The organism is Micromonospora sp. NPDC049004 (assembly GCF_040649315.1).
Lineage (GTDB): Bacteria > Actinomycetota > Actinomycetes > Mycobacteriales > Micromonosporaceae > Micromonospora.
In genome coordinates, this window is sequence record NZ_JBEZFG010000002.1 from 954,769 (window position 1) to 980,383 (window position 25,615).

General features: G+C 69.0%; 21 protein-coding genes and 2 pseudogenes. 8 read left to right on the forward strand and 15 right to left on the reverse strand.

Annotated elements, in window-relative coordinates; genetic code table 11:
* Positions 1-132 precede the first annotated feature (132 nt).
* The 4 genes from AB0B97_RS09270 (at position 133) to AB0B97_RS09285 (ending at position 6,756) form a co-directional block, all read left to right on the forward strand.
* Positions 133-3,012 carry a restriction endonuclease gene (locus tag AB0B97_RS09270; protein WP_357491934.1) on the forward strand — a complete coding sequence of 960 codons (2,880 nt, stop codon included), beginning with the start codon at positions 133-135 and terminating at the stop codon, positions 3,010-3,012.
* Between the two features lie 62 nt (positions 3,013-3,074).
* Positions 3,075-3,296 carry a hypothetical protein gene (locus tag AB0B97_RS09275; protein ID WP_357491936.1) on the forward strand — a complete coding sequence of 74 codons (222 nt, stop codon included), beginning with the start codon at positions 3,075-3,077 and terminating at the stop codon, positions 3,294-3,296.
* A 619-nt stretch (positions 3,297-3,915) separates the two neighbouring features.
* Positions 3,916-4,413 carry a hypothetical protein gene (locus tag AB0B97_RS09280; RefSeq protein WP_357491938.1) on the forward strand — a complete coding sequence of 166 codons (498 nt, stop codon included), beginning with the start codon at positions 3,916-3,918 and terminating at the stop codon, positions 4,411-4,413.
* A gap of 24 nt (positions 4,414-4,437) precedes the next feature.
* Positions 4,438-6,756, forward strand: a complete 2,319-nt coding sequence (locus AB0B97_RS09285; RefSeq protein WP_357491940.1) for a DUF4365 domain-containing protein — start codon at positions 4,438-4,440, stop codon at positions 6,754-6,756.
* 313 nt (positions 6,757-7,069) lie between these two features.
* Here AB0B97_RS09285 and AB0B97_RS09290 read toward each other — a convergent pair whose 3' ends face one another.
* Both AB0B97_RS09290 and AB0B97_RS09295 read right to left on the reverse strand, forming a co-directional pair.
* Positions 7,070-7,573, reverse strand: a complete 504-nt coding sequence (locus AB0B97_RS09290; RefSeq protein ID WP_357491942.1) for a hypothetical protein — start codon at positions 7,571-7,573, stop codon at positions 7,070-7,072.
* Positions 7,570-7,908, reverse strand: coding sequence for a PadR family transcriptional regulator (locus AB0B97_RS09295; RefSeq protein ID WP_357491944.1), 339 nt, complete (start codon positions 7,906-7,908; stop codon positions 7,570-7,572). The genes AB0B97_RS09290 and AB0B97_RS09295 overlap by 4 nt, the downstream gene beginning before the upstream one ends.
* A 256-nt stretch (positions 7,909-8,164) precedes the next feature.
* Between AB0B97_RS09295 and AB0B97_RS09300 the strand changes: the two genes are divergently transcribed.
* The 3 genes and pseudogenes from AB0B97_RS09300 to AB0B97_RS09310 form a co-directional block, all read left to right on the forward strand.
* Entirely contained in the window at positions 8,165-8,476 is a 312-nt protein-coding gene (locus AB0B97_RS09300; protein ID WP_357491946.1) for a hypothetical protein, read from the forward strand.
* A gap of 53 nt (positions 8,477-8,529) precedes the next feature.
* Positions 8,530-9,422, forward strand: a pseudogene (locus AB0B97_RS09305) (IS982 family transposase).
* 30 nt (positions 9,423-9,452) lie between these two features.
* Positions 9,453-9,869, forward strand: a pseudogene (locus AB0B97_RS09310) (transposase); the annotation flags it as partial.
* A 412-nt stretch (positions 9,870-10,281) separates the two neighbouring features.
* Here AB0B97_RS09310 and AB0B97_RS09315 read toward each other — a convergent pair.
* The 6 genes from AB0B97_RS09315 to AB0B97_RS09340 form a co-directional block, all read right to left on the reverse strand.
* The gene (locus AB0B97_RS09315; RefSeq protein WP_357491948.1) at positions 10,282-10,851 is read right to left on the reverse strand and encodes an NUDIX domain-containing protein; all 570 of its coding nucleotides are present in this window, start codon (positions 10,849-10,851) and stop codon (positions 10,282-10,284) included.
* A gap of 29 nt (positions 10,852-10,880) precedes the next feature.
* A complete protein-coding gene (locus AB0B97_RS09320) occupies positions 10,881-12,302 on the reverse strand; it encodes a hypothetical protein (protein ID WP_357491950.1) in 1,422 nt (473 codons plus the stop codon).
* A gap of 3 nt (positions 12,303-12,305) precedes the next feature.
* Positions 12,306-13,214: a hypothetical protein gene (locus AB0B97_RS09325; RefSeq protein WP_357491951.1), complete on the reverse strand. Its 909-nt coding sequence runs from the start codon at positions 13,212-13,214 to the stop codon at positions 12,306-12,308.
* Entirely contained in the window at positions 13,211-14,539 is a 1,329-nt protein-coding gene (locus AB0B97_RS09330; RefSeq protein ID WP_357491953.1) for a hypothetical protein, read from the reverse strand. Before AB0B97_RS09330 ends, AB0B97_RS09325 begins: the two co-directional genes overlap by 4 nt.
* Positions 14,536-15,852: a glycosyltransferase family 4 protein gene (locus tag AB0B97_RS09335; RefSeq protein ID WP_357491956.1), complete on the reverse strand. Its 1,317-nt coding sequence runs from the start codon at positions 15,850-15,852 to the stop codon at positions 14,536-14,538. Before AB0B97_RS09335 ends, AB0B97_RS09330 begins: the two co-directional genes overlap by 4 nt.
* Positions 15,853-15,993: 141 nt before the next feature.
* A complete protein-coding gene (locus tag AB0B97_RS09340) occupies positions 15,994-16,320 on the reverse strand; it encodes a hypothetical protein (RefSeq protein WP_357491958.1) in 327 nt (108 codons plus the stop codon).
* Positions 16,321-16,744: 424 nt separating this feature from the next.
* Between AB0B97_RS09340 and AB0B97_RS09345 the strand changes: the two genes are divergently transcribed.
* Positions 16,745-17,968: a PQQ-binding-like beta-propeller repeat protein gene (locus tag AB0B97_RS09345; protein ID WP_357491960.1), complete on the forward strand. Its 1,224-nt coding sequence runs from the start codon at positions 16,745-16,747 to the stop codon at positions 17,966-17,968.
* Positions 17,969-18,001: 33 nt separating this feature from the next.
* Here AB0B97_RS09345 and AB0B97_RS09350 read toward each other — a convergent pair whose 3' ends face one another.
* The 7 genes from AB0B97_RS09350 to AB0B97_RS09380 are packed head-to-tail and all read right to left on the reverse strand — an operon-like array spanning position 18,002 to position 25,613.
* Positions 18,002-18,514, reverse strand: coding sequence for a DUF4913 domain-containing protein (locus AB0B97_RS09350; RefSeq protein WP_357491962.1), 513 nt, complete (start codon positions 18,512-18,514; stop codon positions 18,002-18,004).
* Complete coding sequence (locus AB0B97_RS09355) at positions 18,511-20,313, reverse strand: TraM recognition domain-containing protein (RefSeq protein ID WP_357491964.1); 1,803 nt, start codon at positions 20,311-20,313, stop codon at positions 18,511-18,513. Before AB0B97_RS09355 ends, AB0B97_RS09350 begins: the two co-directional genes overlap by 4 nt.
* Entirely contained in the window at positions 20,310-21,773 is a 1,464-nt protein-coding gene (locus AB0B97_RS09360) for an ATP/GTP-binding protein (protein WP_234582572.1), read from the reverse strand. The genes AB0B97_RS09355 and AB0B97_RS09360 overlap by 4 nt, the downstream gene beginning before the upstream one ends.
* Before the next feature lie 12 nt (positions 21,774-21,785).
* Positions 21,786-23,258: an SCO6880 family protein gene (locus AB0B97_RS09365; protein ID WP_357491966.1), complete on the reverse strand. Its 1,473-nt coding sequence runs from the start codon at positions 23,256-23,258 to the stop codon at positions 21,786-21,788.
* On the reverse strand, positions 23,255-24,532 hold the full coding sequence (locus AB0B97_RS09370) for a hypothetical protein (protein WP_357491968.1): 1,278 nt from the start codon (positions 24,530-24,532) through the stop codon (positions 23,255-23,257). The genes AB0B97_RS09365 and AB0B97_RS09370 overlap by 4 nt, the downstream gene beginning before the upstream one ends.
* Positions 24,532-25,278, reverse strand: a complete 747-nt coding sequence (locus AB0B97_RS09375; protein WP_357491970.1) for a hypothetical protein — start codon at positions 25,276-25,278, stop codon at positions 24,532-24,534. The genes AB0B97_RS09370 and AB0B97_RS09375 overlap by 1 nt, the downstream gene beginning before the upstream one ends.
* 32 nt (positions 25,279-25,310) lie before the next feature.
* Positions 25,311-25,613, reverse strand: a complete 303-nt coding sequence (locus tag AB0B97_RS09380) for a hypothetical protein (RefSeq protein ID WP_234591575.1) — start codon at positions 25,611-25,613, stop codon at positions 25,311-25,313.
* Positions 25,614-25,615: the final 2 nt, after the last annotated feature.

Genomic DNA, 25,615 nt, shown 5'->3' on the forward strand with positions numbered 1-25,615 from the left:
GCGATTGATCAAGTAGATGGTGCTGATCAACTGGCCGGCCCTGGGCTGGCCTCGGCATCAACTTGACCTGTCCGGTCGGATCTTTGTCCGGGTGGTTGTTGACCAGTGAACGTGATGCGACAGCATGTAATGGTGCTTCAGGACCCGATTAGATGGCGCAGGCTTGTTGCCGAGTACAACGAGCTTTGCCAACTGGGCGCCGGGATGACCCCAAACGCTCGTGGCCAGCGGTTCAACGGGATGATCGCCGAGCTTCTGACGGCCTATGGCCTGCGAGCGAAGTCAGACCAGCGCAGCGTCGGCGAGCTGGACGTTGTCTTCAGCTACGCGGGTAGGCGCTTCATCCTGGAAGCCAAGTGGGAGCGAGGCAAGACGGGGACCGGGCCGATCGCGAAGCTCCAACGACGCGTCGAGCAACGCATGGCAGGGGTGACCGGAGTATTCCTGGCGATCAAAGGCTTCACCGACGATGCAATAGCTGAGGTCGACAAAGGGCGGCGTCTGGATGTGCTGTTGCTGGACCAGTCCCATTGGGAGGCGATGCTTAGCGGTTTCGTGCCGCCGCAGGAACTCTTCGATCTGGCTACTGACGCCGCTTCCTTCCACGGCCGCGCCTATACGCCGATCACTGAGCTCCTGAGGCATCGGACCGAGACGCCGACAGTGACGCCTGAGCCGGTAGCGAAAGGTATGGACAGGCTCCTCCGAGTGGCCACCGTCCGCGCCGTGGGCCATACCGACGGGCGGCGCACAGGGATCGGCACCGACCGGGATGGCTCCGCGTTGATCACCCTCGAACAGGGCATCCTCGCGGTGGACCTGGTAGCTCGGCGTTCCCAATGGGTCGCACCTGTCTTCGGCTGCAGCAACGGCTCAATTGCCACCGCGGATGGTGCACTTCTCATGACCCGAGGACACGGCATTGGTCGGTGGGCGGCGGGCCAGTTGACCGTGGTGTCCAGTGGAGCAGCAAGACTGGGTGACAGCCACCTGCTGGCGAACCCGGACGGATCAACCTGGTGTCTCGACCGGGGATCGGCGGATGTCACGCCGGCCCGCCTTATCAGGCTGGGCACCCAAGTCGGAGACGAGAAGTGGCGTGAGCTGCCCCTCGCGGTGACGGCGGCAGCCTGGCTGAACAGCACGAGACTGGTCGTGTCAGACGGAACCAACCTCATTCAACTGTCATCGCAGCTCACCGTGGAACGACGCCTGCCGACACCGGCAGGAAGCGTCCTCGCACTCACTACTCTCAACGAACAGCAGGTCGTCACGCTTCTGGACGACATGTCGCTGGTGCTGTTCGACCTTCAGGCGAACGAACACAGGCCGTTGGGCTCCTTCAGCATCTCCGGGCATCCCGGTGCGCTCATGCGCCGCACCGATGAATCGCTCTACGTGATGGGGCGCCACCGCGCCAAGGGCGGCCACGTCACAGTCGCGGAGGTCGAAATCGTCGGCCAACGCCCCACCGACGGCAGAATTCCTCGCAGACCAGAGCCGGAGGTAGGCGGCAGTCGTTCCCGGGTGACACCGGTTGAGGCCGTTCGGCCTGCAAGAGGCCGGGCTAGGGCAACGGTGGGAGCGATCGCGGTGCCACCAGCGGCTCGGAAGCCCGTCGAACCTCCAGTAGCGGCGGATGCTGCTCGGCGTGCCAACCAGAGCCTGTCGACCGACGAGCGCCTCGCCGATCAACGCCGCGGCTATGCAGAGGGCATGACTGCGGCCGTGGCACTCCCCCTTTACGCCCTAGAGGGCCTCGTCGTCGCGAACTTCGAAGTTGCGAACTGGTTGAAGCCATGGCGGGACCACTGGGACCGCATCGTCTCCGGGCAAGCTGTCCACGGGGAGACACTGCCGGACTGGCTACCATCGATCGCCCAACTCCTCGGCGCTCACGCCGCACCCCCTCGCGTAGCTCATGCACAGCTCACGCCCTCAGTGCCCTATGCCATCGGCTTCGCTGACGGGTTAAGGGCCGCCTGGCAAGACGCTGTCCGCAGCCGGCTCGTCCCTGGGGATCGAGAGACGCTCAGCCAATGGGTTCGCACCCCACCGTCGCAGCCCGGACTACCGCCAGCCCTGCACACCATCGCCGACCTGCAAACCGCCGCGAAGCGGGCCCGCAGGTCGCGGACTTGGAAGTGGATCGGGCGCGGCCTTCTGTGGCTGCTGACGTTTCTGTTCGGAGTAAGCGAAATCGCCGCCATCGCCATCACCGTGACCGGGCAATGGGTGCCCAACACCGCGGCGAATGCGGTGATCGGCAACGCCTGCTTCGGCATCCCCTTCGCAGGCCTCCTCTGGTTCGCCGTATGGGACCTGCGGCGGCTGGTCAACGGCGGCCAGCCTCCGCGTAGGAGCCCTGCGCCGCCCCAAACCAGTCACGAAGACCGACCACTGCCCGAAGCCCAAGCTGCGAGCACCTCAACCGAGCCACTGGCCGAGCCGCCTCGCGAGGATGTAGACCGGATACTCTCCCGCGCCGACCGAGGCAACCCACCCGGGGAGTATGCGGCCTTCGCCGCGAGCAGCGGTATGTATTGGACGATCGTCGGAATCAATACACTTCTGATCATCTTGCTGGCGATCATCATCCCCACGACGGACATCCCGCTCGTCGCCAAGGCCCTCATAGGCCTGTTCGCCGCGTTCCTGGTCCTTGCCACCGTCGGATTTGCCAATATGGCCAGGAACCCCACCAAATTGGAGATCGGTAGGAACGGAATCCAGGTCTACAGCCGCAGCGGGACCTATTGGTTCCCCTGGCAGGTCCTAAATCGCGTCGAGGTAATGCGCCTTGAGGGAGGCACCCGCCACCTCGTGGGATGGTGCACCAACCCGGAGCTGTTCCCGGACTCCGACAGCTTTGGCGGGGGGCCACGCTTCCTGCCGGAGCTGAAGGCCGTCGCCATCTGCCCGCTCAACATCCTGCATACCCGCCGCCACCTTGTTGCCCGCGCCCTGCAGACCTACGGGGGCAGCTGCTATCGCAGTCCCAGCAACTCCTAACCCCCTCGGCTCAAAGGACCGACTCAGCGCGCCGAAAGTTGCTGTTCGAGCGTGGTGTGGAGGTGAATCACGCTGAGGTCTCGCTGGGCATGGCCTTCCGCGTGGTCGGCGTTTGGTGGAAGGAACCTCCTTGTCGCGGCGGCGTCCCGACGCGCCGAGACGAGCACGTCGATGACTTGACCGTCAACGTGATCGTCATCCCGGGCACTGAGTTGGTTGAGCCCGAGTTCGTCTCACCGACCGCCGACGAATTGCCGGCGGGTCCACACAGCGTTGCCGGGTAGGCGCCGACGGCCCGACCGGCGGTCACCTGCCTGTCTCCTACGCCAAGTGGGCGAAGTCCTCATGAGCCCGTCTGCCATCGACCCACCCAGGTGGGAGCGGACTGCCGCCCCCGGCCCGCCGTATCAAGCGAACCTTGACGCACGTTGGGTCGCTTGCGGGTCGGGCGCTGATCTGGTCGGCTTGCGCGAGCCAGCGCCGACGGCGTGCCACAGCGACGACGATCCGCGCGTGCATCGGGTGACGGTGCGACTGTCCGAGGCGCAGATGGCGGAGGTCAAGGCGAATGGGGCGGCGAGCCGTCCGCGACCGATTTGTCGATCCCAATGCCACGCCCGCAGAGAGAGCACATTCTCGCCGCCTTGCACCGGCTCGCGCACCGAACGTCGTCGCGCACAGGCTGACTGCCTACACCCACTCCCGGCGAGCCTCCACTGTCTGGCCCGTTGCCATCAACCGCCACGATGGGAGGCCCGACCGAGGAGAACCCTGCTGATGAGAGCGCGACGTCCGGTGCGGAAACCGCGGGCACGGCGGCAGGCGAAGTCGATCAGTTGGACGGACAAAGCCCAGGCTCTATCGTCCTTGCTCGCGTTGACGGTGGCGATGCCCGCTTTGGTCGTGGCCACCGTGACCTACCGGGACCAGCAGGAAATCAACCGGGCGCAGTTGGAATCGACTCAGCTGGAGCGCCAGCGTTATGAGCAACGTTATGCCTCACGAGTGGTGGTATGGGCGAACGAGGACCTTTCGGGCGGCCCGGACACGTCTGTCACGGTGAAGGTGCAAAACCGATCTCGCGTTCCAATACGAGAGGTAAGTATCCGAATTCTCGATCTGGGTCGCGCACTCGTCGATCCCGACCGGGAGACGTCCTACCGGTTGAATGGGGACATTCCGCCGTGCTCACTGCTAACTTTCCAACTGGCGGATTCCACCAGGGGAGTGGTCAGCGCCGCTAAGTCCTCGGTCTCGTTATCGTTCTCCGACACCGTCGGCGATTGGCACCTCGGACACGACGGCCTCGTACAAGGCTCGGGCTGGAGGTTCAACCCGGGTCGGGCAGTCGAGATGGACGAGCAACGTCAGACGGCCGAAGACTGCGGGGAAGGCGGTTGAAACGGTGGAGAGGGGTTGGCCTGCGTGAGCACATCGTCTGCTCAGACAGAGCGCATTGGCGTTGCCACCGTTGATCTCGTATTCAGCAGTCGGGGCTGGGCGTTTCGGCCGCAGGAGCTAGCCGACCACGGGATCGACGCTCACGCGGAAGTCGATGGGCTCACGGCCCCAACAGGGCGGTTCATCGCCATCCAGATCAAATGCGGACCTTCGTACTTCGATCGAAAAACGAAGGACGGCTGGAGATTTTCGGCGACATACCGACTGCTCAATTACTGGCTCGACTACCAATTGCCGGTAGTCCTCATCCTCGTCGATCCGGACACTCAGCTCGGGTACTGGGTCCAGGTCACTGCCGCTGCCGTCCGCTACACGAATCGCGGCTGGTCGATTCAAGTTCCGTCATCGAACGTTCTCGACGCGCGGTCGGATGACATTCTGCGCGGCATCGCCCTTGCCGCCCCGCCGGCCAACCTGGACCCGGTCGAGGAAGCCCTACCGCTGTTGCCGCCATCGGTCGTGGAGATGCTGATCGCCCTTCGTCCTGTCGACCCCGACGGGGCTCGGCGCCTTGCCAAACTTCTGAGCGAGGGCCGCCAGCAACCGCGGTCGATGGTCGAGGCCCTGATTAACGGGAGCCGGGCATGGCCGATCAGCCCGCCACAACTGGCAACGATCGGGGCCTACGCCAACGAACACGGCCACAAGGACCTGGCGTTGGCGGCGTTCGCCCTGGCGGCTGGCCGCGACCCGGACAACCAACCGAGGTTCAGCGGCATCGCGGCGATCATGGCGATTGCCGCCGGTGACAAAGTTCGAGCGGCGGACTTTCTTCGGCCATTGCGGGCACGCGAGCAAGCCGAGACCGACCTGCTCACGGATGTCGCGGTCTGCGCCTTCAACGCCGACGAGTCGGGCAGAGACGACGTCCTCACGGCCCTCCTGCACGACCGGCCCGACGAACAACTCGACGCGGAACCGACCTGCCTGCTGTTCCTCGCCGACCGCGCTTTCAGCCGCGGCAACCTTGACCAGGCCCTGGCCCTTTACGAACGCGTCTGCGGCCGTCATCCCACCAGCCTCGGTGGCAGGCTGGGTAGGGCCCAGGTGCTCATCGAACGCATCCTCGACGGATCCTCGGTGCTACCGTCCCGCGACCAGCACGAGGCAGTCGCGCTCGCCACAGCGGTAAGAGACGACATACGACGCTGGGCCGGACCGAGCGAGACCGCGCACCGCCTTCTCGTGCAAGAGCGCCTGATCGCGGGCGCCTTCATGGAAGCCATCGCTCTGGCCACGCCTGTCCCGTTCGGCGGCCAAGCGAATGACCGAGAAGCTATGGACCCGATCGTCGCCGTTGTGGGCGCCCAGGCGAGCATCGCCCTGAACGACCGCGCCCGCGCAGCCCGCTTCGCCGACGCCATGCGCAACACCGCAGCCGAGCCGCTGATCCGCGCCCTCGCCGCCGACCCGGGCCAACCTCGAGCAACGACCGACGCAATGTGGCGTAGGGCGCTCGAGCACGCAGATACCACCCTCGCAGCCAGGATCAGCCTCAACCACCTCGCATCAGCAGGCGCACTCAACGCCGACGACCTCGATCGAGTGGCTACTTTGGCGAACCTCGACGCCGACGACCGCGCCATCTTCACCGCCCGCAACGCCGCCGCCACCGGTGACCTCGACGCGGCCGTCACGACACTCCAGTCCCAGCGCTCACCAGCGGCCGGCGAAGTGCTCATCGAGCTTCTTCGAGAAGCAGGCCGATACGACGAAGCGCTGGCCGCATGCGTCGACGTATGGGCGACATACGCAGCAGTGAAGGCATTGATCGAGAAGGTCAACATCCTGGCGCTCTCGGGAAACCTCGACGCCGCCGACGCCAGCACGGCTGAACTACTCGCCACCGGCGAACTCGCAGTGGAGCAACGACGGCAGCTGCACGGCCGGATCATCCAGCGAAGAATCGAGCAGGCCGACTGGACCGGCGCGGAAATGTGCTGCCGAACCGCGCTGAAGGATGAACCCCACAACCCCGACTACGGGTGGGGCCTGATCACCGCGCAGCTCAACCAGGACCGGTGGGACGACGCCTGGGTCTCATACCGTCAACTCCGTCCCGAGGTCACTGACCCGGCAACCGTCCCCGCGTGGGCCGATCTGCATCTGCGTTTCGGCATCACACCGGAGACACTGGCAATCGCTACGACACTGATCAGCCGTTTTGAACAGAGCGAGCCGGCTACCCTCGCCCATCTCACCAGGGTTGTCAACGCGCCCACGATGGCCGGCACTTCAGCAGCCGTACCCGCTCCACCGAGAGCGGGCGTCACCGACGGCTAGCGCGGCTATCCGGTAACACCCTCCGCGAGGTCGCCCCCCGCCCCCCGCGTCGGCGAACCCGACGTCACCGACGCCAGCATCCACGGCGCCCTACCCGATGCCGAACAACACCGCCGAGCAGTCCACCCCACAGCCCACTGAACAGGTCGAGCGTGGAACGGTCCGGCCAGGGCGGGTGGAATCCGGAGTCGGTGGAGTACGCGGTCAACCGGGGCATGGCCCGGGAGTCGGCCGAGGAGTCAACCATCCGCAGTTCGCCGCCAGCGACTACGACAACCTTGTCGGGGCCGAACGGGAGGCGTGAACGCTCGGGCTACTGCAACCCGTGTCGGCGGCGGTGTCGCCTGAGAGCCACCCAGCAGCCGACGACCGCAGTGCCAGCAAGGAGAAGGGCCAGGGCCCACACATTGAAGCCCACGAGATTGGCCAGATAGTTGAGGGCGATAAAGGCCACGCTGCTGGTCGGGACGGCGATGATCGCAAGCCTGGCCAGCGCGTTGCCGGGGGTCGCCGGGCTATTCACTGCGGCCAGTCTTCGCCGAACGGCAAACTTGATCGCGGCGGCCGTCCTGGGTGCCGCCTTCCCCGCAGCGCCGATGCTGAACTGGATGGCCGTGGCGAGCTTGAACAGCTTGCCGGGCCGTTCGTTGACGATCGCGGTCCACTCTTCGGCGTACCCGGCAGCGATCTCAGGATCGGTGGCCCAGCGATAGGCCGCCCATCGGACCAGGCGACGGGCCGCCCACGGTGAGAGGTCGGTCATCTCGTTGACGGCCAGTCCGAAGACTAAGCTGGCGATGATCTCGACGTGGTTCACGCCTCGCACCAGCCGAAGGCCAGCCGGGCGCGCACCGTCTGTTCGGGTTTCGGCTGCCGTGCCGCGATCAGATCGCGGGCGCTGGTCGCACCGTGCGGGGTGAGGCGGTAGTAGCGGCGGCGGGGCTTGCCCGGTTCGGTGTTGGCGTCGTCCTCCCACCGGGAAGTCACCCACTTCGACTCGGCGAGCCGTTCGAGGATTTTGTAGATCGTGGGGCCTGACTTCCCGGTCGTCCTCATGATCGCCCAGCCGTGCAGCTCATTGTCGTCTGCGTCGAGGAGGGCGTTGAGGACAGCCAGGAGCGGGCCGGTGATGCGCACAGGTCCATCCGACATGGCCCTAACGTTACTAGGTGAAATAAGTGCGCGGCGGTTGCCGTCCAAGGGCTGAGACAAGGTCGGTCGGCGCTTGGACTTTCCCGCAGGTGCTCGGCGCGGCTCGATCTCTGCCGCTGGTCGACCTAGTGTCCGTCCCGGTGATCATCGGAGCACCGGCTAGTCGGGCCATGCCCATTGCGATCCCGGGCCACCGAGCCCTCAAGCGAGACCGTGCGCCCGACCAGCACCACACGCCCCTTCGCCGAACTGGACGATGATGAAGCACTACGCGGGCCTGGACTGGGGCGAGAGCCACCACGACATGGCCGTGGTCGACGACAATGGTCAGCTCATCGGCCACCTCCGTCATCGACTGCACGAGCTGTTCCATGCCCGCGCGCTCCGCCAGCCCGCCGAAGTCCAAGCCGCAATGCGGCACCACGCCACCGACCTGCTCACTCAACTCGACGCCACGATCGCCTCCGCGCAAGCCCTCTGGACCCACATCGACACGCTGACAGAGCAACACCCGCACATTGCGATCTACCGCAGCTTCCCCGGCATGGGCCCGCTGCTAGACGAGTAAGTCCTAACGACCTCGGGGTGTGGGCATAGACGAAGGGTGTTGAAGATCCGTTTGTGACGACAGACCTCAACACCCTTCTGACCGCACTGTACGTGAAGATCGATGACTGGCTCGGGCGTCCTCGCCGGACGGGTAGGCCACCGAAGCTCTCCGACGCGGAGTTGCTGACCCTGGCCGTCGCGCAGGCGCTGCTCGGGTGCGTTCCGAGGCCCGTTGGCTTCGGTTCGTCCCCGGGCATCTGCCCGGGGCGTTCCCGTATCTGCCTGGACAGTCCGGTTACAACAAGCGGTTGAGGGCGGCGTTGCCGCTGCTCAAGCGTGCCATTCGGGCGGTCGCCGAGGACACCGACCTGTGGTCTGACACGACCTGGGTGGTTGATTCCACACCGGTGGAATGCGGCCGGTCCAGGCCGACGGTGAAACGCTCTGACCTGGCGGGGTGGGCCGGGTACGGCTACTGCGCCTCGCACTCGAGGTTCTTCTGGGGACTGCGGCTGCATCTGATCTGCACCCCGTCAGGTCTGCCCATCGCGTGGGCGCTCGCCACCCCGAAGGTCGACGAACGTCAGGTCCTGACGGCTGTGCTTGACCACGACCCCGACCTCATCGCCGAGCGTCCAGGCCTGCTGATCGTCGCGGACAAGGGATACGTGTCCGCGGAACTGGACCGGTGGCTGGCAGAGCGTGGGGTGCGATTGCTCAGACCGTCATACCGCAACCGCGTCCCACGCCCCGATGAGCACGTGCTCAAACCGATCCGGCAGCTCATCGAGTCCGTCAACGACACGTTGAAGGGCCAACTCGACCTCGAACTGCACGGCGGACGCAGCATCGAAGGCGTCGCGGCACGCGTCGCGCAACGCCTGCTCGCGATGACCGCCGCGATCTGGCACAACCGGATCACCGGCCAACCCGTGACCAGGTCCCTGATCGCCTACGACCACTGACCCGACTTCGGACTTACTCGTCTAGCCGCCCGACTGCTCGCCGAACTGGGCGACGACCCACACGGATTCCCCACCTCACGCAACCTGCGAGCGTTCTGCGCGGCAACGCCGATCACCTGGGCCAGCGGCACCTTCTACAAGGTCAGCCACCGCCGCAAGGCCAACCCAATCCTGGCCGAAACAGGCCACCTCTGGGCCTTCGCCGCGCTAACCAAATCTCCGGGTGCCAGCGCGTTCTATGACCGCCGCCGGCTGCGTCGATCAACAACAGCAGTCGAACCGCGTCTTGCCAGAGGCTGGCGTGCCGGAACATCACCTGAGTCACGTGTGAAGCCAACCGGACCACCACAGTGCGTGCCTAGACCCGTCGCGAGGCGTAAGGCGACTTCTGGCCGAGGCGGTCGATCTACGATCCGATCGATCGGGCACCTACCACTGGCTGGCTAACGACGACCAACGCCGCGGTAGATCCGTGGCTGCTCGGTGGCTGCTCGGGCGACGGGGGACGGGCGTGGATTTACCGGGACGGAGCCGGATTTCATCAGCTATCGCGAGCCCTCGCGCTAATCGATGGCCAGCGATGGTAGTCGCACGCAGCGCCCGGACCAGCAAGGACGGGGCTGGACGGGGTTGGGCTAGGGAGGTTGCGGACCGACTCGATTTGGCGTAGAGTGCTCTTTGGGTGATACTAATATCTACTTCGGACTACGGATCAGAAGGTTAGGGGTTCGAGTCCCTTCGGGCGCACAGAGTTTGAGCAGTTAAACAGCCCCCTGATCATCGACAATCGTCGACCAGGGGGCTGTTCTGTGTGCGCCCGCCTGCCGCTCGCGGGCTTCGTGTACCGCACGGGACGGCGCTATCGGGCGGCGACATCACCGCCATGCTCAGTGCGCCTACGCGTCTCCACGGCGAGCATGAGCAGGTCGGGAAGCCAGGGCTGATCGGTGAGCAGCAACATGGCGGCCTCGGGGACCGGCACCGCGCGGACCTCGACGATCTGTTCCGCGTCCTCCGGCATCGTCGGCGCCTGGACGATCGCGGCGTCCGCGACGCACCACAGCCACGCCTTCTCCGGGTGCGGCTGATGCGGCCGGTACGGCAGCGGACGGTCGGTGACGCAGTGGTGGGCGCCCACCACGGTCAGCGGGCTGGTGAGGACCGCGCCCGCCTCCTCCAGCAGCTCCCGCCCGACGCAGTCCGCGACGCTCTCACCGGGTTCGCGCGTGCCCCCGGGCAGGAACCACACGTCGCGGTCGTCGCGGCACAGGATGACCTGGTCGCCGCTGAACCCGACGACGTGCACGTTGGTGACCAGCGCGTCCGCCGGCGCTTCGGTGGTGAACTGGGCGTCGAGGCCACCCCATTCCCACCGCTGTGGGGCGAACAGCCGGGGGTACGCGGCGGCGAGGCCGGAATCGGTAGGCATTGGCGGGACTCCATTCCTGCCGGGGCGGGTCAGCGGCTCGGAGCGTCGGGCCGCCGGGGCCGCCCGGTGTTCGGCGTACCGCCGGAGATCCGCCCCGGAGCGTTGCTGCCGGACGGCCGTGCCCGCTGGGCAGGCACCTGAGGCACCGTGCCGCCCGCCGCGGGTGCGATGCCCTGCAGCCACGGCTGGCCCTTCTCGGCGCGGCGGTGCGGGGCGTCGATCTCCCCGCGCGGCGGGCCGACGTCAGGACCCCGCTGGGTCACGTTCCGGAACTGTTCGATGAAGTTCTTTTTGTCGTCCATCGAGGTGACCTCGTCGAACTTCGTCCAGAACTGGGTCCGGGTGTCCTCGGGAAGACGTGCCTCGTGCATGAGGTCGTCCAAGCGGCGGACGAGGCGGTGGTCGTCGCGGTGGACGAAGCTGTCCAGTATCCGGTTCAGTCCCGGCTCCACATCGTCACTGCGGTTGATCCAGGAACGCACCTGCATGGTGAACTGCTCACGCACCGCCGCGCTGTCGAGCGGGGTGCCGTTCCTGACGTCAACCGCGCTGTCGTGGACGGCGAGCAACGCCGCGACCTTGCTGGCTTCCCGTACGGCGGGAATGCGGTAGGGCTCGGCGATCAGCACGGGATTGCATCCCCACGTCCGGTCCGGGGTGTCGATCAGACGTGTCTGGTCGGGCGCATCGTCCTTGATTCGTTTCGGACTACTCAGCGGGCCCTGCAACGCGTTCTCGATGACACGGATCGCCGGAATGCTGGCGAAGGTGAGAGCGGGATCGTCCGGGAGCGCCTTCAGGCCTCCGCCGATGCCACCCTCGAGGTGCAGGGCATATCCCTTCTTGCTCCCGGGATGCGGATCACCTCCGATGCCCTTGTAGAACATGTACCGGCCGGTGAACTCGGTCTTGGGGTAGACCGCGGCGCACAGTTCCTGAATCGTCCCCTTCAGACAACTGTCGACGAAGGTGACGCTGCTGCCCTCCTTGCCCACCGGAATGCCGTTGCCCCGCAGGTACCGAGTGAGTCGCTGGTAGGCGCCGTCGATGTCCCGGTCGTCGACCGACTTGGAGATCTCCCGGTACGGCTGGAGCTGTGGGTACTCGGCCCCGCTGTTCTTCTCCTTGTCCTGGACCGCGGCCTCGGCGAGTGCCCGGGAGAGCACCACGTTGTGGCAGTGCGCGTCGAAGAAGTCGGGGTCCATCGCACGAACTGCCACGCCGAGGCTGAAGCCGTCCCGTCCCACGAAGACGACCCGCGTGTTCGGGTCGGCGTCGACGGAGGCCCGCAGGTCATCGAGCATCTCCGCGGCGATGGAGGTGACATAGGGCCCGTGGTGCTCACGGAAGACGGCGTACGCCTCCGCGACCGCCGAACGGTCGCTCGCCGACTCCAGCCCGTACGCCTCGTAGATCGCGTCGAGGCCGGAGAAGTCCTCGGTGGCCGACACCTGTCACTCCCCTCGGTCGGGCCGCGACGCCGTTGACGACGGCTCGACGACCCGGGTGAGCCAGCGGACCAGCGGGTCGTACTCCTCGACGGTCCCCCACCACAGGCGCACCCCGTCGTGGCCGCGCTGGAAGACGCCCTCGCCGTCGACCTCGGTGCCCGCCTGATCCACGTCGACGAAGGGCAACATCACGGCGGCGCTCAGGGCGACGGAGTCGCTGAGCACGGCTGCCGCATCCGACCTGTCGACAGTGTCGTCCAGCGCCTCGGCCAGCGCCATGGCCTGGCGGCGGCTGCCGTCGATGGACGGCCCGGCGTCTCCCGGCCCGGTGAGCACCAGGTCGAGCGCGGCGAGCCGCCTCTCCCGCACCGCGTTCAGCACCGTACGAGCGGCCGTGGCGCTCGCCGGCACTCCGCTGCCCGCAGCCTGCGTGACACGCAACCGGCCGGCGAGATCCGGATCGTGCTGGATCAGCTGCGCAAGGCGGAGAGGCTCTCCGAAGCTGACCCAGCGGATCGGCTGCCCGCTGTCGCCGCAGGCGGACCGGACGACTGACGACACGTCGGGGGGCCGGTTCACGACAGTGACCTCGGCGCGGCCAGCAGCGTCCAGGAGGCGACGTGCCGCCGACCGGGCCGGCTCGTCGGCCACCAGCACCAGGGCGAGCTGCGGAACGGCACGCGCGGCGGCCGCCACCGCGAGGACGGTGCCCGGCCCCCAGGCGGAGGCGGCGTCGATGACGAGCGGGGTTTCGCTCAGGTTCTCCGGCCAGTCACCGCCTTGCCCGAGCTGCCTGCTGCTCTCCGCCAGAGCGGTGCCGGGGAACAGCTCGCCGACCGTGCTCAGAGCTTCGTAGTCCTGCCGGGCCTCATCGATGGCACCGCCCTCGTGCCTCGGACTTTCCGATGTCATCGCCTGCCCCTTGATGGCTGTGGTGACGTTTGTGGACGCACCGCCGGTGTCGACTGGTGCGGCTGCTGCTGCCGGCGCGCGACGGGCCTGGGCAGGTAGGCGACGGCGGCGGGCCGGCGCTCCTGCATCTCCGCCACGGACCTGGCCACTCCCGCGACCCGCTCGAACAGAGCGTCCGGACCGTCGCGTAGCAGCTGATCGTACGGGACCCGTTCGGCGCGACCGCCGTGACCGAAGGCGACGGTCAGGTCACTGGAGGTGTCGTCGCGGTCCGCGCGGACGGAGACCTGCACGAGCGGGCCGGGCGATCCGATCAGGACCGAGCGGTGGGTGCGTTGGATGTCCGGGCTGATGCCGAGGTCGGCCACTGCGGAATCGACAAGCAGCTGGATCCGCCGGCCGGCGTCGCGGTCGGCCGGGTCCTCGAGAACGAGACGGTACGAGTCCTGGGCGTGCGCCACGGCACCACGCTCGGGGTGGGTGGCCCGCAGGGCCGCCCGGTCGGCCCAGACCATCGCTGCCGCGCCGTCGCCGCGAAGGAACCGGCGAAAGGACTGGCGAACGAACTCGTCGGTGGGGCGTACCCCGTGCGGCTCACCGCTGTGCTCGGCCGTGACGGCTGTCGCGCAGCGGTCCCACAGCGAGACGGTGAGGTCCCTCCGGTCGAGGCCGGCCGCCTCGCCGGGCAGGGCGTTGCAGGTGCGCGCGAACCATTCCGCCCGTTCCCGCGACACCGGATCGGCAGCCAGGTGCGGCGTACGCTCCAGAAGGTCCGCGCCGGTGAGGACTCCGGGACCGCAGGCGCTTCGGGCCCATGAGCGCACCTGATCGAGGTGGTCGGGGAGCAACCCGACCGTCGGGTCGATCGGCACGAGCAGCGTGGGTACGCCCGTGTCGAGGACACGCGCCTCGGCCCACCGCCGGTCGGGGTCCGTGAAGAAGTCGTCCAGCCAGGCGAACGGCATGCCGTCCGCCTCGGCCAGCACGCTCGCGGCCTTCCAGTTCACGCCGAACGGCACCGGGCCGGCCAGAGCCCGGTCGATGACCAGGACGGGCAGCGGGTCAGCCAGGCCGACGACGGGCGCGACGTAGGCGTTCGCGGCATCGTTCCAGGTCGTCGCCCAGCGCAGATCGACAAGTCCCTCACGGTCGAGGGCGTTCAGCATGACGCCGTGCTCGCGGTTGAGCTGCACCTGGTGGCCGTCCAGGTCGTGGGGTGTGAAGCCACGGTCGGCATGGTCCCCGGTGGGATTGAGGACCCCGTCGATGTCGAGCAACAGCCACGGCTTCACCGTGTCGCGGCCAGCGGCTCCTGTCTCGCTCACCGGCCGCGTCCCGGCCGGAAGGCCTCCTGCCATCCCTGCGGCCGGCGGGGCGCCACGGCCGGCGGACGAGCCTGCTGGTGAGCGACCTGCAACGCGGCAGTCGCGGCGGCGGTGGTGCTGCGCGTGGGTGGCGCCAGGGTCCGGATGTTCTCGACAACCCCTTCGGCGGCGTGCCGCCAGGTGTGGTTCTGCCCGAGGTGCTCACGCAGGTCGGTGGCCCGACGCCGGGCCTCCGGCAGATCCTTCAGGACGGCCTCGGCGTGGTCGGCCCACACGGTGGGCAGTGTCGCCTCCGAGCTTCCCCGCGTGTTCACCACCGACGGTGCGCCCAGAGCCGCAGGCACCTCCTTCGGGTCGCCGAGGAACATCCCGACTCCGGTGTGGTTCCCGACCAGGACAGGCACACCGTGCCCGGCGGCCTCCAGTGGGGCCAGGCCGAAGTCCTCGTGCCGTGCCGCGTGGATCACCATGTCCGCCCCACGGAGTTCGGCGGCCATGACGCTCGGGTCGGAGGTGTAACCCCGGACCCGGACCGGGAAGCCGGCGATGTCGGACAGCACGCGTTCCTGCTCCGCGACGTCGGACTTGTGCGCCCCCAGCATCGTCAGCCGTACGTCCATGCCGCGCTTGTGCAGTTCGCCCACCGCGGCCGCGGCGATGTCGGCCCCCTTGAGGCGGTCGTCGGTACGCGTGAAGACCAGCAGGTTCAGCCGGGTCTGCTCGGGGTCGTACCGGGGTGGCGTCTCCAGGATCACCCCGGGGGTCATCTGCACCACCGGGGGCGGCTTCTCACACATCCGGGCCAGGCGGCGGCCCTCGTCGGTCAGCAGCGGGCCCACCCCGACCACCAGGTCGGCACGGGACACCAGGGCGCGCTCGGTCTCGGTGTGCTGGTTCGACTCCAACGGTTCGCCGCGGCCGCGGTCCATCTCGTCCGCCGTCACGTGGACGAAGTGCACCACCTTCGCGTGCGGGTAGAAGTTGTCGCGCAGGTAGGAGGCGGCCCCACCGGAGAACCGGCCGTGGCCCATGATGACGTCGACGTCCGCCGGCAGCCGGTCCGCCCGGAGCAACTGCGCCCGCGTGTCGGACACCCCGGGGACCGGGTCGAGCACCTGGATGTCGACCAAGGGGTGCGACGGCGAGGGGACACTCACCCGGGTGGTCACCCGGTGCCCGAGCTCCGCGAGCGCTATGGAGATCTCCCGGTTGACGGCGATCGGGCCGCCGCCGATCCACTTGTCGCACAGCGTGAGCACGTTCAACGGCCGGGTCTGCGCCTCCGCCCGGGCCGGCGGCAATGGCACTGTCATCTCTGCTGCCCTCTTCTGGTGTCTGCGGATACCTGGTCGGCGGTCAGGGCACCGAAACCGTCCGGCGCGCGGCCGCGCCGGGTCCATGTCGCCGAGGCGTACGCCAATCTGCGCGGGACCTGCGCGCGGTGGTGGCGACGGTCAGCCACGCATTCCCGTCGCTGCGTAGAGCCGGGCGACGAGTTCGTCGGCCACGTCGGCCAGTTGCACGGCGTCCGTGCTCACCGCGTCGGTGGTGACGTCGTGGCGGAGCCGGGCCGACAACTCCCGGAGCAGGGACGCGGCCACGAGCGCCTCGGTGCTGGCGATCTCGACGGATCGCGGTGGCTCGGCGTCGCCCTCGCCCGCCAGCGTCCTGCGGGACAGGGCGGCCTGTTCAGCGAAGGTGAGGTTTTCCCGTACCGATTCGTCCCGCTCGTTCCAGCGGTATCGGTGCGTGCTGAGCATGCATCCCCAGGAATCCGACACCTTCGTCACCTTGTTGCCTCCATGTCCAACATCCTTACGCCAGGGGGGAAGGTCATGGCCTCGTAGCTCATGGGACGCTCGTCGACGCGACTGGCAGGACGAGGCTGGCGGCGTGCGGCAGCACCGGTGGCGCCCCAGCGGTCCACGCACAGCAGACTCATGCAGCGCCCTCCCCCGAACGCACGACTGCACCGGCACGCCCTGCGGTGGCAGCTGCCGAATCCGCTCACGGTGCGTGCAGAGCTGAGCATAGATCGACCTGTCCACTCACGACAGGCCGGAAAGCCGGCGCAACGGCGTAACCGCCGATCCGGCCCTCGTCGACCGGCCGACACGGCAGCGGACCTCGGCGAACACCCTTCTGATCGATGCCCGTTGCTATGCTTCGGCGCCGGGGACGATCGCGGGAGACGGGGATCCAGTGGTGAGAGTGCGGCTCCAGACGGCGGCGGTGATTGTTGCGCTCGCGGCGACGACCGCCGCGTGCAGCAAGGACGATCCGCCGTCACCGCCGGCCGCATCGGCCCCCGCCGCCACCCCGTCGATGCCGACGTTCGACCCGCCGACCCGGTTCTCGTCCACCGGTACCGCGCTGGGCGAGGCCCGCCCCGGCGACGTGCTCCTGCATGGCACCACAGCGTTCATGGCCGGCGACGCCCAGACCACAGTGGTGGAGGTGGGCAGCGGACGCCGCCTGTCGGTGCTCACGCCGGAGCAGTCACCGATCACCCGCAACCCGGCCGCCGCCGGGCACCGGCCGGTGCTGCTCGACCTCTCCGGACGGCCCGCGGTGGTCGTGCCGTACGCGGTGGAGATCCCCGCCTCCGGCACCGTCGCGGCCCGGCAGGCCGTCGAGCTGCTCGTGATCGATGCGACCGACGGCCGGCTGACGAAGACCATCACGGTGGACGCCAAACCGGCCGAGGGCGACTTCAGCCTGGTCGCCCGCGACCACGTCCGCGCGATCGGCGGTCGCGGCTCCGCCGTGGTGCTCGGCATCGGCAAGCAGGTGACAGTGGCCGTCGACGTCAGCACCGGCAGCACCCTCTGGCGCGACAACGACTTCGACGCCTCGGCACTGCTGGGGGACACCGTCGTCGGCCTCACCGCCCCGGACACCGGCTACCGCCGGTCCATCACCGGACTCGCGATGCTCGACGGCGCCAAGCGCTGGTCGGCGCTCTCGGTCGCCGACGCCGAACTCGCCGCCGGCGGCCCGTCCTTCATCGTCGCGGTGGGTAAGCAGACCGACGGCAAGCGTTTCTACACGCTCATCAAGAAGGACGGCACTCTGGTCAACCGCACGAAGGGCGAGTACGGGGCGGGGCTGCGCTGTTCCTACGACGAGGCAGCGGTCACGGTGTGCGCGATCGGCAACTCGCAGCCGCTGTTCGCCCTGGACTCCACCACCGGAGACGACCTGTGGCAGCTGCCCGCGACGGGTCGCCGCGCCCCGCGGATAACAGCCGCGTGGCACGGCGCGGTCTACGGCACGGTGAACGACGCCGCAGTGGTCCTCGACGCGCGCACCGGCACGGACAGGGAAGTGTCGCCCGGGGTGGCTCCGGTGGCCGTCACGGCTCACGGGGGCCTCGCCGCAGACCCGTCGGACAGCACCGCGCTGGCGTTCCACCCGGCCCTCGGCTAGCCGGTACGGGGCCCGGTGGGGCCGTCCCGGCGCTCAGCCCTCGGGCAGCTGATCGAGGACCGAACGCGGAGCGGCGACGGCCGGCAGGGTCTTGGGCTCGGTGTGCCGGCCGGGTTCGCACTTGGCGAACGGCCCGTACTCGGTCGTCATGGTCATCAGGTGCGGATCGAGGTGGTGCAGCCACCAGGTGCTCATGGTGTCGTCGATGCGGGCCTTCTCCCACTCGCGCCACATCGCGTAGAAGCGCGAGATCGCCTCCGGGTGCGCCCACCACCTGTCGCACCAGTAGATGCCGCTCTTGGGCCCGCTCAGGACGCGGCGCTCGACGACCTCGGCCAGATACAGCCGCATGAAGTCGTCGAGGTTGCGGAACGCCGGCTCCGGCACCTCGTCGGCGGCCTGCGGCGGCTGTGCGGCAGCGCCCGCGGCTGCCTGCGGTTCGGGCTGCGTGTCGCCGCGCGGCAGGGCACCGGACAACTGCTCCAGGAGTGCGGACAGCTCGGCCACGGCCCTCTCCGAATCGCTCTGGCCGGTGGGCGTGGTCATCGCGGCTCCTGCACGGGGTTGTCGAACGACTGCACTTGCGGGTTGTCGGCCTTGAGACTCCAGTCGTTCCGGCTGTCCGGGTCCCAACGGGCGATGGATGCCTTGATGGCCTCGGCGTACGGACCGGTCTGCCAGGGGGCGGTGCGGGCCAGCACCGGCGGCGCACCGGAGCTGTACACCACCATCCGGCCCCGGGGCAGCGCGTGCAGCTCCGCGACGTCGAGCACCCGCTGGCGGCGGGTCTGCCGCGACACGGACTGCTGACCGAAGCCGGAGCCGTTTGTCGACGTGGAACGGGTCATGACGTCGTGCTCACCGATGAGGCGGGACAGCTCCTCGAGGAACTCCGGGTCCGCGACGCCACCGCCGTAGGTGCGCACGTTCGCCGCCGACCACAGCTTGCGCATCCCTTCGCGACCCCACACGTCAATGCCCTGAGCGTACGACTGCAGCACGGTGATGATCGGCAGCCCGTGCGAGCCGTAGTAGGAGTACAGCGCCGGCAGTTGGCGGATGCGGCAGATGTTTGCCGCCTCGTCGAGCACCGACATCAGCGGCGGGTCGAGGCGCCGGCCCGGCGAGGCGCGGGCGCGCAGCTCCCCCGCCCGCAACACGGCGTCGGTCAGCGCGGCGATCAGTGGCGCCGGTGAGCCGGGACCGCCCTGGCTGAGCAGGTAGACGGTGTCGCACGTGGCCACGAAGGTCTCGGGGCGGAACTCCCGGATCGTCGACGAGGCCGGCGGGCTGACCCAGGCGGTGACACTCGGCTCGGTCAAGCACATGAGCATCTTCTGCGCGCCGGCGTAGACGCCGCCGCGGGTCTGGTCCGGCATGTTGACCACACCGATGATCGAGTCGGCGGGCAACTGGAAGCCCGCACCGGTGAGGATGTCCGCCGGCGACTCGTCGCGCGGGTTCACCGCCCATCGGTACACCTCGAGGATGGACCGGCCGCCGACCGCGGCCGCCAGCAGCAGATTGGCCACCAGCTCCTCGGCGCTGGGGTCGAAGAACGCGTCGCGCTGCATGCCGGGCTCACGCTCGGCCGAGGCGAAGTGCTCGGCCAGCCGGCGCGCGTCGGTGATGGTGGCGATCCCGCCGAGCGGGTTCCACCACAGCTGCTGCGGCTGACCCCAGACCTGCTGCGGGTCGAACACCCAGATCTCGCCGCGCGTCGCGCGCAGTTCCCGGGTGGCGTCGATGATGTCGCCCTTGACGCTGGTGACCAGTGTCGGCCCGGGGTTGGAGACGGTGGCCGGGATCGCACGGGCTGTCGTCTTACCGGTGCGGGGCCCCCAGATGTCGACGGCCATATCCTCCCAGGACTGCCGCAGCTCCATACCGCCGGCCACGGTGCGTCCGATGAGGACGCCGGCGTCGTCGGGGGCGATGGAGCCGGCGTCGGCCAGGCTGGCCCGCAGCCGCTTCGCGGACGCGGTGACCCCGTCCGGGCTCAGGTGCAACAGATCGCCGCGGCGGGCCATGTGCCGCGCGGCCTCGTCGACCCGGCTGCCCCGGAGCCGGCGTCCCTTGGTCAGCAGCAGCACACCGGTCGCCAGCGCCGCCACCACCAGCACCTCTCCGACGGCCACCAGGGTGCACGCGACGGTCCACGTGATCCGCCCCGAGATCAGCGCCGCGGCGGCGCTGAACAGACCCTCGCCGTGATAGCCGGGTGGCTCGGTCAGCCGCAACGGAAGCCACACCGCCCCGGCCGCCGCCAGCGCGAGCACGGCCAGGCCACCGGCGATCAGGCCCGAGGAGTCGCTGCTTCCGCCAGGTCCCACTGCTCGGCTCATGTGCGCTTCCAACGGAAGTCGGTGTTGCCCAGTTGTTTCTCGATCTCGGTGGGCTCCAGGTGCACCGGGATGCCGGGCCTGGTCCCGACCTTGATCAGGAAGTTCCCGCGGCCGATCAGGACCTCTTCGTCCTCCGGCCCGGTCGTCCACGACGGCGGCGCCGACCACGACAGCACCTCGCTGCGTTCCGCCTGCGACAGGGGCCGAACGCGGGCGACGGCGTCGAGCTCCTGCTCCGAGCAGGCGCCGATCATGAGCACCGCGCACCGGTCGGCGAAGCCGCGGGCCTTGGCGCGGTCCTCCTCGTTCGGCAGAGCCTGCAGGTCGCCCAGCGAGTGGGTGATGAACGCGGTGCCGGTGCCCTTCGAACGGTTCAGGCGGGTCAGCGCGTCGATGCGGTCGACCATGCCGTGCCCGACCCGCAACGCACGCCACATCTCGTCCAGGACCAGGAAGAATCGCCGTGGCGGGGCCAGTCCCAGGTCGGCCATCCGGTGCGCGGCCTCGACCTGACCGAAGCCGGCCGCCCAGGTGGTGACCAGGGTGGCGGCGGTCAGGGCCTGGTTGGTCTCGCTGATGCCGGAGATGTCCACGCACAGCGCGGTGGTGTCGAGCTCGATCGAGGCGGTGGTGTGGCCCTCGACCGTCGAGCCGAGCGGCCCGTGGATAAGCGCCCGCAGCGTACGCCGCAGATTCTCCGTCTCGAGGCGGTACCGGTCCAGGTCGTGGTCGTCGTGCCACAGGGTCACCCACCGCACCTGCATGGGTGCCTCTTCGATGACCCGCAGCACGTCCGACAGCAGCGGCTGGGCAGTGCTCTCCCGCTCCGTCAGGTAACGCAGCGCCGCCGCCAGCACGGTTATCTCGTCCGACGCGAGCGGAGCGCCCCGGGTCAGGGTCGCCAGCACCAGGGCGGCGTTGAGCCGGCGGTCGACGATCTCCGCACGTAGCTGCTCGATCTCCTTGGGGTCCTGCACGTGTGCCAGCACCTGCTGCCACGGGCCGATGTCGAGCGGGTTGATCCGGTGCAGGCCGGGACCCACGCGCAGCACGCGCCCACCGAGCGCGGCGACCAGTTCGGCGTAGTCGGGTTTGAGGTCGCCCAGGATCAGCGGGGTCACGCCCTGGCCGACCAGGCTCAGCAGCATCCGCCGGACGCTTGTGGACTTGCCCATGGCCGGTTCCGCCTGGATCCACACCGACGGGTTGTTGATCAGCTTGGCACGCTCGTACCAGGAGATCGGGTCAAAGCACACCGTCGCGTTGGTGTAGCGGTGCCGGCCGAGCGGGGCGCCGATCGTCGGGGTGGACGAGCCGGTGCCGAACGGCCACAAGCCGCACACCTGCACCGTGGTCCCGCGGTACTCGGTGGGCGACTCGACCCAGGACACCCGGCCGCCGCCGGGGCCGGCGTAGCCGAACCGGGTGGGACGTCGGATCGGAATGACGGATCGGGGCATCAGGTCCGCCTCCTAGAACGGCACGGTGGCGTGCACGGGCAACACCACCCCGGTCGGCAGGGTCGCGGCGAAGGTCGCCGCCTGGGCCCCGTACATCGGGCGGAGCATGAGCCGCGCCTCGGCGGCCCGCGAGTCGATGATCCGGGTCGCCTCGTCGAGCTGCTCGACCGAGGAGACGGTGGCGGTGACCAGCACCGTGAAGCGCACGACGCCGGCACCGGAAGCCTCCTCCTGCGCGGCCTGCTCGGCCGCGTTGAGGTCGGCCAGGTCCCGGGCGGTGGCCTGGGACTTCTTCGTGGCGTTGAACCGGGCGTCGCGCTTGTCGGCTTCGACGAGCTTGGCCGACTCGGCCGGCGAGTACGGCCGGTAGATCAGTGACACCCGCTTGCGCAGCAGTTGCGGGTCGGGGTCGGTCAGCCGGGCGAACGTGTTGGCGAAGGTGACACCGCGGGGAGCCTCGACCATGCCCCAGGTCCTCGAGACCCCGGAGTCGTGGCGGTAGTAGTCCCAGCTCTCCCGCGCCGAGACCGGGCCGGCGTTCTCCCAGGTGAGGTCCAGGTCGGGGGTACGCGACAGTTCGATGCTCGTGCCGGGGTCGTACGCGGCGCGTACGGCCCGGACCAGCGACCGCGGCATCATCGGGCGTACACCGCCGCCGCCGGCGGCCGAGAGCCCGGAGTGCAGGTTCGGCAGCCGCGCGGCGACCTCCCGGCACATGTCCTCGTGCGAGAGCTGCCGCCGGTTCGGAGGCAGCGTGTAGGTGAGCGAGACCCGGGTCTCCACGGTCGCCGACCCGGCCGGGTAGCTGCGTACGACTTCCTGGAGGACCTGGCGGGCCAGCTCCGGCGCCTGCGGCGACATGGTGTCGTTGACCTCCGTGGCCAGCCGCGTGCCCGGGTCCGGGGTGCTCTCCACGGTGACCGCGGCCTGCACCAGGCCCGGTTCACGGCTGAGGTTGGACAGCCAGGCGGCCAGGTGCGCCACGCGCGCGTCGATGGCGCTCTGGTCGACCAGGTCCATGCCCTCGGGGTAACAGCGCAGCGTGACGGTGTAATGCCGCGACTGGGGGATGACCACCACGCCGATGCGCCCGGAGCGGCCCGTCTCGACCTCGTAGATCTGCGAACGGGCCAGAATGCCCGGCAGTTGGTGTGTCTGCGTCACCTTCGAGGCCACGCCGGACAGGTACAGGTGCTGTCGTCGTGAACGCCCCCGCCACCACGCGAACCGTGCCGCCATGACCTGAAGTCCGGTGCGCCCGTTGACGCGGATGGCCAGCGGGACCAGGACGGCAGCACCGCACAGCGCGGTCAGCAGGGCGGCCACGAGCGACACGGCGAGCATCAACACGGTCAGCAGGGCCAGGCCGAACATGATCAGCGTGCCGATGGTGCCCAGGCCGAACAGCCCGGCCGACACGCCGCGGCGCCAGTTGCCGTAGGCGCGCTGCTGCGACGGGTTCGGCGGCGCTGCGGTCGTCGTCACTGCTCAGCTCCTGTCGGTCCGCTCGCGCCCGCAGCAGCACCACCGATCTTCCTGATCGCGTCCGGGCCGGCCTTCGCGGCGGCCTGCCCGACCACGACGCCGGCGGCGATCGGTCCGGCAGCCGCAGCCAGTCCGCCAGCCGCTGCGGCACCCCCGCCGGCTGCGGCACCTCCGCCGGCTGCCGCACCCCCGCCGGCCGCGGCACCGCCGCCACCTCCGGCCATCGCCGGCCCGCCGGCGGGTAGCCCACCGCCGGTCGGTGCGGGTGCGGCAGTGGGACCGGGCCCGGAGCCGGAGGGGCGTACGGGAGCACTCTGTCCACCGCCACCGCCACCGCCGCCACCGCGGGTGGAGTTGAGCAGCATGGCGCCGTTGGCGATGGCTCCGGAGGCCGCCAGGCCCCCTCCTCCGCCGCCGCCCATGGCGATCTGGCTGGTCGCCGGGGCCAGCAACTTGAGCAGGGCCGGCATCGCCACGATGCCCATGCACATCAGCACGATGCCGGTCAGCACGGTGGTGAGGTCCTTGCCGTCACCGATCATCCAGAACGCGGCCGCGTACACGGTCGCCGCGGCCGGCTTGTAGAGCAGCGCCGCCATCAGCCAGCTCATGTAGCGCGCCAGCATCGCGCGTCCGGTGCCGGTCATCGCCGCCGCCGCGGCCAGAGGCATCAGTCCGCACAGCAGCACCTTGATCGCGGCGATGCCGATGCTCAGCAGGATCTGCGCGAACGAGATGAGCAGAAGCATGAACGCGATGGCGATCAGCGCGATGGACGTGAGGCCGTTGAAGGCGGCCACGCCGGCAGCGGGAGCGAACATCACCAGGCGTTCGCCGAGATCGCCGCCGGTCGAGGCGTCCACGATCCACTTGGAGTAACCGTCGCCGAACTCGCTGAGGAGCGCGACCGTCGGTACGCCCGCAGCGCTGATGAGCGTCAGCTGCACCAGGCCGCGTCCGGCGTCGGTGGCGGCCTTCGCGTTGCGCTCCAACAGGATTCGTCCGGCCGCGATGAGCAGTGAGAACACCGCGACGGCACCGGTGATCCAGTAGGTGTACTCGCGCAGTCGATCGACGGCTCCCCCGGTGAGGACCGGGGACGGCACCGCGATCCAGCCGGCTATCAGGGTCTTCAAGGCCCAGGCCGCGGTTTCGCCCATGGCCTTGGCGAGGCCCTCGAGCATGGAGTCCGCGAACGAGGTGGTGACGCCGCCGACCAGGTCCCCGGCCGCGTCCGCGAGGCTGCAGTCGGCTTGCGTGATCGGATTGCACATCAGCGGGCCCCCCATTCCACGACGCCGTTCAGGTCGGTAACGGTGCGGCTCAACGAGGTCCAGGCGCCGCCGGGCGGCGCCACCATCTTCCAGTCACCGCCGCGCCACTGAAGCGTGGTCGTGACGATGAACCACCGTGCGGTGGTGCCGTTGACCGACCGGTAGGCCAGTCCGATCACCGCGGTGTCCGGCGTGTAGGTCAGGTACAGGTAGCCCGCCAGCGGCGCGAGATCGCCCGGTTGCGCCGGTTGCTCCGGCTCCGCCGCGAGCGCTGCCTGAAGTGTGTCCCGGTCGGTGCTGGGCAGGAACTGCTGGGTCAGGGTCGGTTCCCACGAGGCCCGGCCGGCGGCGGCCCCCACCCGGCTGACCAGCTGCGCGGCGGCGATCAGCGCGCCCTCGGGCGTGCGTGCGAAGCCCTTGGCCTGTTTGTCGCTGCGCTCCCGGGGCCCGGCCCGGTCGCTGAACGGCAACGCGGTGCCACGGACGACCTGCCAGGTGACGCCCGTTGGCGCGGTCACCGGGACCGCCGTGGGCAGCTTGTCCGTGGCTTCCGGCTGCGGCGTCGCGCTCTCCGCGGACACCGTGGGTGCCACCGAGCTGGGCTCGGCGTCGTCGCCGGACCGAACGGCGACGACGACTCCGAGTGCGACGATCACCAGCAGCAGCGCCGCGGCCAGCACGAAGCCCGGCCGCGTCCACGGCGACGGTTCCTCTGCGTAGTCAGCCTGGTAGTTCTTCGAACGCATGGCGCTTCTTTCCCCCCCGGTGATCGCCGTGCTCAGGTCAGCGCGTCGACCAACTGAGGCCCCACGCCGAGTAGCACACAACCGGCCAGCCACCAGCCCAGCGCAGAGGTGTTGGTGTCGTCGCCGCGGCGGTGGGCGATCGCCATCTTGGCGCCGATGAACATGGCGCCGCCAACGGCGACGGCCGTGACGAGCCACTTCACCCAACCAAGGATCGTCAGGATCTTGTCCGAGCCGGGGGGTGCGACGTTGCCCGGGTTCGGTGCGGCGATGACACCGGTCGCAGCGTCCTGCACGCTGGTGACCGCGTCGTGCAGTTGCAGCAACAACGACATGA

Coding starts and splice junctions, on each gene's coding strand:
- AB0B97_RS09295 (WP_357491944.1), bottom strand. CDS start 7,908: ATGTCGGATGGACCTGTGCGCATCACCGGCCCGCTCCTGGCTGTCCTC.
- AB0B97_RS09300 (WP_357491946.1), top strand. CDS start 8,165: ATGATGAAGCACTACGCGGGCCTGGACTGGGGCGAGAGCCACCACGAC.
- AB0B97_RS09315 (WP_357491948.1), bottom strand. CDS start 10,851: ATGCCTACCGATTCCGGCCTCGCCGCCGCGTACCCCCGGCTGTTCGCC.
- AB0B97_RS09325 (WP_357491951.1), bottom strand. CDS start 13,214: ATGACATCGGAAAGTCCGAGGCACGAGGGCGGTGCCATCGATGAGGCC.
- AB0B97_RS09335 (WP_357491956.1), bottom strand. CDS start 15,852: ATGACAGTGCCATTGCCGCCGGCCCGGGCGGAGGCGCAGACCCGGCCG.
- AB0B97_RS09350 (WP_357491962.1), bottom strand. CDS start 18,514: ATGACCACGCCCACCGGCCAGAGCGATTCGGAGAGGGCCGTGGCCGAG.
- AB0B97_RS09355 (WP_357491964.1), bottom strand. CDS start 20,313: ATGAGCCGAGCAGTGGGACCTGGCGGAAGCAGCGACTCCTCGGGCCTG.
- AB0B97_RS09360 (WP_234582572.1), bottom strand. CDS start 21,773: ATGCCCCGATCCGTCATTCCGATCCGACGTCCCACCCGGTTCGGCTAC.
- AB0B97_RS09370 (WP_357491968.1), bottom strand. CDS start 24,532: ATGTGCAATCCGATCACGCAAGCCGACTGCAGCCTCGCGGACGCGGCC.
- AB0B97_RS09375 (WP_357491970.1), bottom strand. CDS start 25,278: ATGCGTTCGAAGAACTACCAGGCTGACTACGCAGAGGAACCGTCGCCG.
- AB0B97_RS09380 (WP_234591575.1), bottom strand. CDS start 25,613: ATGTCGTTGTTGCTGCAACTGCACGACGCGGTCACCAGCGTGCAGGAC.